Annotated in this window: 11 protein-coding genes; 7 read left to right on the top strand and 4 right to left on the bottom strand. The window is 65.8% G+C overall.

Features of this window, described 5'->3' with window-relative positions:
* From ACE026_RS05895 to ACE026_RS05880, 4 genes are all read left to right on the top strand, one after another.
* Positions 1 to 515: hypothetical protein (locus tag ACE026_RS05895; RefSeq protein ID WP_486038324.1), on the top strand; the 515-nt coding region annotated here is incomplete at its 5' end.
* A gap of 95 nt (positions 516 to 610) precedes the next feature.
* The gene (locus ACE026_RS05890; protein WP_486038323.1) at positions 611 to 2,908 is read left to right on the top strand and encodes a patatin-like phospholipase family protein; all 2,298 of its coding nucleotides are present in this window, start codon (positions 611 to 613) and stop codon (positions 2,906 to 2,908) included.
* 48 nt (positions 2,909 to 2,956) lie between these two features.
* On the top strand, positions 2,957 to 3,289 hold the full coding sequence (locus ACE026_RS05885) for a hypothetical protein (RefSeq protein WP_123729636.1): 333 nt from the start codon (positions 2,957 to 2,959) through the stop codon (positions 3,287 to 3,289).
* 15 nt (positions 3,290 to 3,304) lie between these two features.
* Positions 3,305 to 3,976 (top strand): HAD family hydrolase, encoded by a 672-nt coding sequence (locus ACE026_RS05880; protein WP_486038322.1) that lies wholly within the window; start codon positions 3,305 to 3,307, stop codon positions 3,974 to 3,976.
* Between the two features lie 65 nt (positions 3,977 to 4,041).
* On the opposite strand, the gene ACE026_RS05875 is transcribed toward ACE026_RS05880, so the two are convergent.
* From ACE026_RS05875 to ACE026_RS05865, 3 genes are all read right to left on the bottom strand, one after another.
* The gene (locus ACE026_RS05875; protein WP_486038321.1) at positions 4,042 to 4,434 is read right to left on the bottom strand and encodes a hypothetical protein; all 393 of its coding nucleotides are present in this window, start codon (positions 4,432 to 4,434) and stop codon (positions 4,042 to 4,044) included.
* The gene (locus tag ACE026_RS05870) at positions 4,415 to 5,434 is read right to left on the bottom strand and encodes a hypothetical protein (protein ID WP_486038320.1); all 1,020 of its coding nucleotides are present in this window, start codon (positions 5,432 to 5,434) and stop codon (positions 4,415 to 4,417) included. Before ACE026_RS05870 ends, ACE026_RS05875 begins: the two co-directional genes overlap by 20 nt.
* An 83-nt stretch (positions 5,435 to 5,517) precedes the next feature.
* Complete coding sequence (locus ACE026_RS05865; protein ID WP_486038319.1) at positions 5,518 to 6,057, bottom strand: acyl-CoA thioesterase; 540 nt, start codon at positions 6,055 to 6,057, stop codon at positions 5,518 to 5,520.
* Between the two features lie 82 nt (positions 6,058 to 6,139).
* Between ACE026_RS05865 and ACE026_RS05860 the strand changes: the two genes are divergently transcribed.
* The 3 genes from ACE026_RS05860 to ACE026_RS05850 are packed head-to-tail and all read left to right on the top strand — an operon-like array spanning position 6,140 to position 7,921.
* Positions 6,140 to 6,715 (top strand): TetR/AcrR family transcriptional regulator, encoded by a 576-nt coding sequence (locus ACE026_RS05860; RefSeq protein ID WP_486038318.1) that lies wholly within the window; start codon positions 6,140 to 6,142, stop codon positions 6,713 to 6,715.
* Between the two features lie 34 nt (positions 6,716 to 6,749).
* Positions 6,750 to 7,535, top strand: a complete 786-nt coding sequence (locus ACE026_RS05855; RefSeq protein WP_486038317.1) for an SGNH/GDSL hydrolase family protein — start codon at positions 6,750 to 6,752, stop codon at positions 7,533 to 7,535.
* Positions 7,536 to 7,537: 2 nt separating this feature from the next.
* On the top strand, positions 7,538 to 7,921 hold the full coding sequence (locus ACE026_RS05850; RefSeq protein ID WP_486038316.1) for a hypothetical protein: 384 nt from the start codon (positions 7,538 to 7,540) through the stop codon (positions 7,919 to 7,921).
* Between the two features lie 22 nt (positions 7,922 to 7,943).
* Here the strand turns inward: ACE026_RS05850 and ACE026_RS05845 are convergent, their stop codons facing one another.
* Entirely contained in the window at positions 7,944 to 10,076 is a 2,133-nt protein-coding gene (locus ACE026_RS05845; protein WP_486038315.1) for a TonB-dependent receptor family protein, read from the bottom strand.
* Positions 10,077 to 10,238 lie beyond the last annotated feature (162 nt).

Genomic DNA, 10,238 nt, shown 5'->3' with positions numbered 1-10,238 from the left:
GGGGGGCCCGTTCTGCATTCCGGGCCGGTGATGGAATTACACTCGGGTCAGACCACAAGGACGCAGGCATGGATATCCAGTCTTGGGGACCGGCGGGCAGCGGTGTCGTCGGCGGCATCATCGCCACATGGCTCGTCGGGTACTGGGCGAGGGGATTGCAGACGCAGTACCGTGGCTGGTCCCGGGCCGCGCTGCGGCGCCGTCACCGCACCACGATCCGGGTCGCCAACATCCTGTTCTTCGTGGGGCTGTTCAGTGGCGTGGCCCTGTACCTGCTGGGCGGAGTTGCCAGCAACGATCACCGGCCGGCATTCCTCGGCTTTGGCCTTGCCTCACTGTTGCCCCTGCTGGCGTTGATCGTCATTCCGTTCCTGACCGGCCGAAGCATGCGGGAAGCGTTCGTCGCCTTCGCGCTTGGCCAAGGGGCGCCGGTATGGGCCACCTATCTGCCGCTGGCTGGCGGCCTGGTCTGTCTGGTCGTGGCACTGGTGGGCTTTCTTTCCAGTGGCAGTTGAAACGCCGGCCCCATGCCCGATGGGTGGACCTCGCCGGTCCCGGCAGGCAAAGTGCGCTTCAAGGGGATGACGGGTATCGGGGAATGAGGGATCGAATGCGGCAGACACAACCACACGCCACCGGCAGGGCCACGCGACGTGGCTGCAGCCGCTGGCTGTTCGTCCTGGCAGCGCTGGCGTGCGCCCCGCTCATGGCGGTGGCGCAGACCGCTCCCACACCCGTTGATTCGGCAACGCAGGATCCCGACCGCCCCCGCACCTGCCTGGTCCTTGGCGGTGGCGGTGCCCGCGGCGCGGCCCATATCGGCGTGCTCAAGGTGCTCGAGCGCGAGCGCGTGCCGATCGATTGCATCGTCGGTACTTCAATGGGCGCGGTGGTCGGCGGCTTGTATGCCTCTGGCTACACGGCCGACGAGATCGAGGCGGTGCTGGACCGGATCGACTGGGCCGAGGTGCTGCGCGACAAACCGCCACGCGATGAGCGCAGCATGCGCCGCAAGGAAGATGACCTGCGCCTGCTGGGCGGCGTCGAAGTCGGCCTGAGCAACGGCAAGATCGCGTTCCCGCAGGGGCTGATCCAAGGCCAGAAGCTGGAGATGCTGCTGCGCCGCCTGCTGCTGCCGACCTGGCAGGTAAACGACTTCGATCATCTGCCGATTCCGTTCCGGGCCATCGCTACCGATATCGTCAGCGGCGAGAAGGTGGTGTTCGCGCAAGGCGATCTGACGTTGGCCATCCGCGCGAGCATGTCGGTGCCGGGCGTGTTCGCGCCGGTCCGCTATGAAGACCATCTGCTGGTCGATGGTGGGGTGGTCGACAACGTGCCGATCGATGAGGCGCGGCGGCTGGGAGCGCAGCGGTTGATCGTGTCACGGGTCGGCTCGCCGCTGATGACCGAAGCGCAGCTGGATTCACCGTTGGCGATCAGCCACCAGATGGCCAGCGTGCTGATGCAGCGCGAAGTACTCGCGCAGTTGGCCACGCTCGGCTCGCAGGATCTGCTGATCACACCGCCGCTGGGCGAGATGGGCAGCCAGGATTTCAACCGCTCACCACAGGCGGTCGGCGTCGGTGAGCAGGCCGCGCAGGCCGAGGTCGCGGCGGTTCGTCGCTTCCAGGTGGACGACACCCGTTACGCCGCCTTCCAGCGCCAGCATCGCCCGCCGGCGTATGACGTGCCGATCGTGGCCTTCATCGATGTGCTGCGCGATAAAACGCGTACCGCACGCTACATCGAGCAGCGCCTGCAGCCGGAGGTCGGTCAACCGCTGGCGCCGGACCGCGTGGAGCAGAAGGTCGCCACGGCGTACGGCGAAGGCCGCTACCAGCAGGTGCAGTGGCGGTTGGAGGAGCGGGACGGTCAGCAGGGCCTGGTGCTCGCACCGCAGGACAAACGCTGGGGACCGGATTTCCTGCACTTCGCGCTGCGCCTGTCCGATGATTTCGACGGCAGCAGCAACTACCAGCTCATCACGGAGCTGACCCGCACCGGCCTCAGCGAGCAGGGCGCCGAGCTCAAACTGCGCGTGGGGCTGGGCGAAGTGGAAGAGGCGTTCGCCGAGTACTACCGGCCGTTCGGCAGCAGTGGCCGGCATGCATTGTCGACCTATGCCAAATACCGCGCCACCGATCTGGACCTGGCGCTGATGCGCGGCGGCGCACTCGCCGAGTTCCGTTACAGCCAGTGGCTGGGTGGACTGCGCTGGGCGTATTCGCCACATCCGGATTGGGAAATCGCGCTGTTCGGCGAGCGGGGCCGTGAGCGCCTGCGCCTGGACGTCGGCAACCCCACCGAGCTGGGCAATTACCGCGCGGACATGGGCAGCCTCGGCTGGCAGCTACGCCACGATTCGATCGACAGCTCGGCCTTCCCCAGTCGCGGCCAGCGCGTGTCACTGACGCGCCAGCACTATCTCGATGCGCTCGGCACCGACAATTCGGCGGCGGTGACGCGGGTGCAGTGGGATGGGGCATGGGCACACGGCCAGAACCGCTGGCTGGGTGGGCTGCGTGCGTCCTCCGCGCACGGCGGCGATGATCTGCTGGCCACCTACGGCTTCCTGGGCGGGCTGGGCAATCTGTCCGGCTATCCGGAAGAATCCATCTTCGCGCCGCAGACCGCGCTGGCCCGGGTGGTGTATTACCGTCGCGTCGCGCACGCCGATTCGCTGCTGACCATCCCGCTGTACGTCGGCGGCAGTGTGGAGTGGGGCGGATTCTGGCAGCGCCGCGAGGATGTCAGCCTTGATGGCATGCAGACCGCAGGCAGCCTGTTCGTCGGCGCCGATACGTTCCTGGGGCCGGTGTTCCTCGGCTACGGCCGCGCGCAGGGTGGGCACAATTCGTTCTATCTGACCTTTGGCTCATTGCTGCGGACACTGGATGGGTTCTGATGGGTTCTGCGCTTTATCCTGTGTAGCCATGATGTTGATGTGATGCCGATGAAATCGATGTTCCTGGCCGTGGTACTCCTGCTGTCTGCCGGCCACGTGCATGCCGCTGATGCACCGTCGCTGCCCGCAGCGTGGACGCAGATCGGTATTACCGTCGGCATGCCGTACGCGCAGGCCAAGGCGCTGCTGATCAAGGCCGGATGGCTCGCATCCGCGCCCGACAACGAGGGCACGCCCGTCTTTGCCGCGCATCCCGAAGTGGATTGCGGGCAGGGCTGGGACGCGATCTGCTCGGCAGGCTTCCATCGCGGAAACGAGGCTTACGGGTTGGTGCTCACACCGACCGATGATGACAAACTGCTGGTGCAAGGCGTCTTCTGAAAGGAGCTGATACGGATGTCAGGCCGTACTGTGGTGGTGTTCGATTTCGACTTGACGTTGACCCGATGGGAGACCGCAAGCCGGTTCTTCAAAACGCTGCTGCGACGCCAGCCGTGGCGGATCGGCGGTGTGGTGCTGGCGCTGCCGGTGTTGGTTCCACTTTGGGCGCTGCCGCACACGCGGCGGTTGCCCGTCCGCTTCGCGGTCTGGATGGCCACGTTCGGGCGTAGCAGTGAGGCGCTGGCTGCGCTTGCGGTCGCGCATGCCGACGAGGTGTTTGGCGGACCGGAGCCGGTGTTCCTGATGCAGGGTGTGGAACGGCTGCGCAACCATCTCGCGCAGGGCGACCAGGTGGTCATCGCCACGGGGTGTTGGCAGCCGCTGGCGCAGGCGCTGCTCGAACGCGAGGGTCTGCAGGACGCCCCATTGGTCGCCTCCACCCTGCGCCCCTGCCTGGGCGGGTGGGTCAGCGGGCGCCATTGCCTGGGCGAGAACAAGATTCCGATGCTGACCGAGCGCGGCTATCCGCCGCCGTGGCGCGTCGCCTACACCGATCACCGCGCCGATCTGCCGCTGCTGCGCAACAGCGAGCAGTGGTATTTGATCAGTCCAGACGAGAGGTGTCTGCGCATGATCGAACAGGCGATGACTACCAAGGCGGATGTTCTGCGTTGGCGTGTGCCCTGAGTGTCGCCAGTATCGTGGGCAGTCAGCCGCACCAGCCCTTACTGATGCGGTGCGGGACTCTCCGCTCAGTTGGTCATCAATCTCAGGAACTGTGGATTCTTGATCACCAGTTGAAGCTTGTTGCGGAAGTCTTCAATCCTGCCACGTGCACAGACGCGCTTTCCCTGCAGAGAGGCAAGTGACCCCAGGCGCGATTCAAAGGCAGCACGGTCGCTTTGCCATACGACCAGGCCAAGCGTCTGATCTGGGAAGCGGCGGTCAAGATTGAGGTAAATGACCTTCGGCTGCTGAGTGACCTGCGCAACGCTGCCGCAGGCGAGCACCGTTTTGCCCACGTGGAACGGGGCCTTGCTGGCTTCAATTCGGTCCTCGGCCTTGACGGGGATCATGCCGGCGAACGCGAGCATCAGCAGCGAAAGGCCGCGCACCACCTTTGAATCAACGGAGTATCTGCTCATCTTTCTCGATCTCGATGCGCGGCTTGCCACGGTAGGTTTTGATGGTCCCCTCGATACAGAGATGCACCCCCGTCTCAAAGGAGGGGGGGCTGACAGTCTGCAGATGATCCGCCCATATCACGGCACTCAGCGTTTCATCCGGATAGGGGTAGTCGAAGTTGATGAACAGCCCGGACGATATCCGCCGGACGCCGGACAGTCGTCCGCATACGACACGGAACTGGCCAACGTGTGCGCCGGCCTCGGATGCGGCTATTGAATGGGGTGCGGGCCTGTCCGGTTTCCCAGCGGATACGGTGACCGCGGCGTTGGAAGAGGCGGCGCCAGTAGTGCCGGGGGAAACCGTGGTTGGCTCACCGGAGCTCAGGTGTCGAGCGAGAACCAACATGCCCACTCCACCGAAGATCAAGGCGCAGATCGTAAGCAGCGCACGCATCCCTGTCGCTGCCGGGGCACGCATCTGCACTGACGCACTCCCGGCGGGAGCAGGGGACGCACGGGTCGAAGGCGATGGCGCTGAATCCGGTGTAGCAGCGATTGCGTACGTGGCATCGCTCTGAACTACGCGGGCGGACACTCTGGATGCCTGCGACAAGAGCTGCTCGGATACCTCTCTGATGATCTCATCTGGATTGTTGAGCATCTTCAGATTGGCGTACCGCAGGATGGTTCCAAAGCTCCTGACGACGGCGTTCTGGCGATCAAGGAAATCAACCCACTTGCCCGGAGTCGGGTCTTTGGATGCGCCATCCAGCTCGATCGGAAGCAGATAGCCCTTGTGAGGATTGATAATCATGAAGTCGATACGTCGCCGTTTTCCGGCGTCATCGACGAACGCGTACTGCGGTACCACGTCCTCAGGGTCAATCAATGCGATGCGCGAAAGAACGCGGTCTACAAACAGCGCTTCAAAATTGGCTGGATGACGGAGTCTTTCAACATGCATGCGCTTCCATTGCGCCCATGTCATGCCGTTCTGTCCGTGTACGGTGCGATTCATCTGTCGTTGGCTGTTTACCCCTGTAGATGAAGTCTATCCAAGATCCAGTGTCGATGCGTTGCGTGGATTGCGAGCCGTCAGCATCAGTCTTCTTTCATCGCCGTCTCGGCAGCAAGCAATGCCTGCGCCGCCTTGCTCAGCTCAGGGGAGGGCACAACAGGTGCGCCGATGGCCTCCATCATCTGATCTGTGGAAACGAAGCGGCGGTGCCGGCGGTCGTAGATGCCGGTGATCAGCAGGGCGCGCGTGGCGACCTTCTCATCCTCGCCGATCAACACCCGCTGCTCCATGATGATGCGCGTGCCCACCCAGCCGGCCAGCCGCGTCTCCAGCACGAAACGCTGGAATGGTTTGAGCTCACGCCGGAACTGGATGCTGCCGCCACTGACGATCGGGGCCCATTTGGAGCGCCACGCCACCCGGCCCAGGCCCATCCGGAACACCAGGTCCAGCCGGCCCAGATCGAAGATCGTCCAGTAACGACCGTTGGTCATGTGCAGGTTGCTGTCGATGTCATTGGGCAGCACCCGGAAGTTCAATCGCGACACGGCCAGCGGGGCGGTGAGTTTGGCTCGGAATGGCGAGGACAGCAGCAGAAACAGGAGGCGGAACCAGAGATTCATGGGCAGGGGCGCTCATCTATAACAGGTGTCATAATAGAAATACGCTAATCTATGACACTCGTCTTAGCAAGGAGTCCGGCTCATGAGTGCACGTCATTCCGATGCACCGCAGCGCGTCGTGGCTGCGGCCGCGGAGATGCTGGCCACCTACGGACTCAATGCCTCCAGCGTCCGTGAGGTCGCCAAGCGCGCGCAGGCGCCGTTCGGCTCCACCTACCACCACTTCCCCGGCGGCAAGCAGCAGGTCCTGGCCGAAGCCACGACCTTGGCGGGCGCCAAGGTGGATGCGCTGCTCGATACCTGCCTGCAGGGAGCGGCCCCCGACGGGCTGTACCTGTTCCTGGCAGCGTGGCGCGAGCGCTTGATCCGTTCGGATTTCCACGTGGGCTGCCCGGTGCTTGCGGCGGCGGTCGAAGAGCCGATCGACGATGCCCCGGACGATGCACGGCGGGCTGCGGCCGCGGTATTCGCGCGCTGGGAAGCCCGTCTGACCGAAGCGCTGGCCCGCGGTGGCCGCTCGCCCGAGCAGGCAAACGGCATTGCCACCATGATCATCGCCAGCATCGAGGGCGCGGTGGCGATGAGCCGGGCCACGCGCGACATCAGCCCGTTTGATCGCGTCGCAGCGCAGCTTGTTTCCCTGGTCGCCGATCGCTGAGACTGTCGGCCTGCCGCAACCGGAGTGCCGCGCTTTGACCGCCTTGATCCGTTCCACCGTGTTTGCCGCGACGCTCGCCGCGTGCGCCCTGCATCCGAGTGCGCAGGCGCAGGAATCAGCTGCGACCAATCCGCTGTATCGGGTGCCTGCCGACCAGGCGACGCCCGCGCAGGTCACGGAGATGCAGCAGCGCCTGCTGGACTGGCCGCAACTGCAGCGCTACCGGGCCGAGAATGCGGCGTTGGCGCCGGTCGCGCCGGGGACCAAGCGCGTGGTGTTCTACGGCGATTCGATCACCGAAGGCTGGGGGCCCACGGGCAGCGAGCGCTTCTTCCCGGGCAAGCCCTACGTCAACCGCGGCATCTCCGGGCAGACCACGGCGCAGATGCTGCTGCGCTTCCAGCAGGATGTCATCGCCCTGAAGCCGGCGGTGGTGGTCATCCTCGCCGGCACCAATGACATCGCGGGCAATACCGGGCCGGCCACGCAGGCGATGATCGAAGACAACCTGCACGCGATGGTGGAGCTTGCGCAAGCGCACAACATCCGCATCGTGCTGGCGTCTGTGCTGCCGGTCAGCGACTACCCGTGGCAACCTGGCGTGCAACCTGCGGGCAAGGTGACGGCGCTCAACCGGGCATTGCGTGCCTATGCGGAGCAGCAGGGGCTGGTCTATCTGGATTACCACACGGCCATGACCAACAAAGACGGCGGCCTCGACCCGGAACTGGCCGCCGACGGCGTGCATCCCACGCCGGCAGGTTATGCGCGGATGGTACCGTTGGCCGAAGCGGCCATCGCGCGGGCGCAGGCGCGTTGACGATGAACAATCCCTACTCGGTGGCGGCACGAGCCTCGCTCCGGCCCGCCTCGCGCGGCTACGGCCTGCTGACGGTGGGTGTGCTGAGCAGTGGCTTGACCGCGATCGTGATGACCGCCATCGGGTTCTTTGTGGTGCCGCAGTTCCAGGAGGTGTTCACCAGCTTCGGCGTGGCGCTGCCGTGGCTCACGCGCGCGCTGATCCACGGGTATGGCTGGGCCTGGATCGCGCCGGTGCTGGTGCTGCTGCAGTGGTTTCGCGGCCCGGGCGGTCTGTATCGCCCCCACCTGACGGCCGTGCTGGGCGTGCTGGCGATGCTGGGCGGTGCGCTGGTGACGGTGTTCGGGCTGTATCTGCCGATGTTCCAGATCGGCGCGGTGGTGTGAGGCACCGCGCCGTCCGCAGCGCTCAATCGAAGCGCCAGCGCACCCCGGCATACACACCACGCCCATCACCGGGCGTCGAGCGCGCGACATCCTTGCCCGCGTCGTCGTAGCCCGGCGTGACCGTGGCGGCGTAGTGGCGGTCGGTCAGGTTGCGCAACTCCGCCCAAGCCTGCCAGCGACCGCCGGGGGCGTCGTAGCCGATGCGGGTGCCGAAGATCACATGGCTGTCGGCGGCCATGCTGTTGGCGTAGTCGACGAACATTTTCGACGCGTACTCGGTATTCAGCCCGGTGTAGAAGCCGGCCGGGTGGTCGTAGCGCAGTTCGGCCTGGTAGTAGTGGCGTGGCAGGCCGGGCAGGCGATTGCTACCGAAGCGCGCATCATCGCGGTAGCGGAAATCGCTGAAGGTGTAGGCCTGGCGCAACGACAGCCGCCCGCCGACGCCTTGCCAGAGCGCACTGTCCAGACCAGCTTCGATGCCGCGGTGCACGGTCGGGCTGGCGTTGGATTCGGCGATGAACAGGTTCGGCACCGGCTGCACTTCCACGGTGAGCAGTTCGTGGTTGAGCCGTGCGTAATAGCCGGTCAGCTCCCATCGGCCGAGTGCGCTGTCGCCGCGGGCACCGAGTTCCAGCGTGGTCGCGGTCTGGTTGTCCAGGTTCACCGGCGCGCGCTGGCGGCCGGTGGAGGCACCGTTGCCGGCGGCGAAGTACTGGTTCGAGCCCCAGATCATCGACCACGGGTGGGCCGGTTCCACCGAGCGGCTCAGGTTGCCGAACCACTGCGTCTGCGGCGTCTGCTGCCAGGTGAAGCCCAGCCGCGGCGCGTAATCCCACTGGCGCTCGGACAGTTTCTCCGCCGTCGCCGGCCAGGTGACCTGCACATCGCGGCGGGTGTGGATCAACGCCATGCCGGTCTGCAGGCGCAGCGTGTCGCTCAGCGCCAGATCATTGCCGACGTGCAGCACGCTGTCGGTGCCGTAATGCTCAAAGTCGCGGGTGTGCGTGCCGGCAGCGTATCCGTTGCTGGAAAAGCGCAGGGTCTCGCGCACGTTGGCATCCAGATCGTGGGTGACGCGCAGGCCGATCGTGGTCACGCTGTCATGCCCGAACAGCGCGTGCCGGCGGCGGTAGTCCAGCGTGCCGTTGAGGTTGGCGTAGTCCAGCTGCTGGCGGTACAGGCTCTCGTTCAAGTCCATCGGGTACTTGTGATACACGAGGCCGGCCTGCAGCGACGAATCGTCATCGATGGTGTAGGTGGTCGTGTTGCCGAGCCAGGTGCTGCCCGGCTGCGGGCGGCGCGCATCGATGGCCACGTTGGCCGGATTGGCGGCGCGAGGATCGTTGCGGATCTGCGCGCGGGTCAGGCGTCCCGGGGTTTCGTGATCGGTCTCGCGGTAGCGCAGGAAGAAGCGCGTCTCCAGATCCGGCGTGAGCTGCCAGCCGACGTTGGCCACCGCACCCTTGCCCTTGCCGGCAGCGTGCTGCTGATAGCCGTCGTACTCGGTGTCGGTGTAGGCCAGGAAATAGTCGACAGCGTCGTGCACGCCGCCGACGCTGATGCCTCGCTTCTGGTACCCGCGTGCGCCGGCTTCGTAGTGCAGCTCCAGCCCGGGCGTATCGCGGCCGCTGCGGGTGATGTAGTTGATCGCACCGCCCAAGGCCAGCGCGCCGCGCTCGAACCCGTTGGCGCCGCGCAGCACCTCCACGCGGCTCAGCCACTGCGGCTCCAGCAGCTCGTACGGCGTGCCACCCGGGCCGGTCAGCGGCAGGCCATCCAGCGAGACCGACAGGCCGGAGGCATGCGCACCCGGCGCGCGGTTGAGGCCCGAGCCGCGGATGGAGACCTTGACGCCTTCATTGCCGGCGCTCTGCGCGCTGATACCGGGCTGATAGGCCAGTACATCGGCCGTGCCGGCGACGCGGCCCTGGCCGACCTGGGTCATATCGACAACGTTACCTGCACCGGGGACCCGGTCGAGCGCGCGGCGCGCAGCCTCGGTGGCGTCGGCGGCGGTGACGTTCACCGCATCCAGGGTGACCGCCTGACCGGCGGGCGCGGCATGGGTGATATCGGTGGCGGCAAGGCTGGCCAGCAAGGCAGCGGCGAGCAGGGACAGGGCAGGGGCGGTGGAGCGATTCGGGAGAGCAGTCATTCGTGCGCGGTATCAGTGCGGACACGGCCCACGTCGCCGCGGCACCCTGTCAACTCCATGTGGGGCGCGCAAGTTAACAGGATGTTGCGTGTTCGTCACCCTTGTGGGGCGTATGGGGTGGCAGCGTCCGCCGGCGAAGATCCGATATCGGTAGTGGCGGCC

This window comes from Stenotrophomonas sp. AGC87 (assembly GCF_057333975.1).
This window is presented reverse-complemented; position numbering and strand designations above follow the sequence as displayed.

Coding starts and splice junctions, on each gene's coding strand:
- ACE026_RS05890 (WP_486038323.1), top strand. CDS start 611: ATGCGGCAGACACAACCACACGCCACCGGCAGGGCCACGCGACGTGGC.
- ACE026_RS05885 (WP_123729636.1), top strand. CDS start 2,957: ATGAAATCGATGTTCCTGGCCGTGGTACTCCTGCTGTCTGCCGGCCAC.
- ACE026_RS05880 (WP_486038322.1), top strand. CDS start 3,305: ATGTCAGGCCGTACTGTGGTGGTGTTCGATTTCGACTTGACGTTGACC.
- ACE026_RS05875 (WP_486038321.1), bottom strand. CDS start 4,434: ATGAGCAGATACTCCGTTGATTCAAAGGTGGTGCGCGGCCTTTCGCTG.
- ACE026_RS05870 (WP_486038320.1), bottom strand. CDS start 5,434: ATGAATCGCACCGTACACGGACAGAACGGCATGACATGGGCGCAATGG.
- ACE026_RS05865 (WP_486038319.1), bottom strand. CDS start 6,057: ATGAATCTCTGGTTCCGCCTCCTGTTTCTGCTGCTGTCCTCGCCATTC.
- ACE026_RS05860 (WP_486038318.1), top strand. CDS start 6,140: ATGAGTGCACGTCATTCCGATGCACCGCAGCGCGTCGTGGCTGCGGCC.
- ACE026_RS05850 (WP_486038316.1), top strand. CDS start 7,538: ATGAACAATCCCTACTCGGTGGCGGCACGAGCCTCGCTCCGGCCCGCC.
- ACE026_RS05845 (WP_486038315.1), bottom strand. CDS start 10,076: ATGACTGCTCTCCCGAATCGCTCCACCGCCCCTGCCCTGTCCCTGCTC.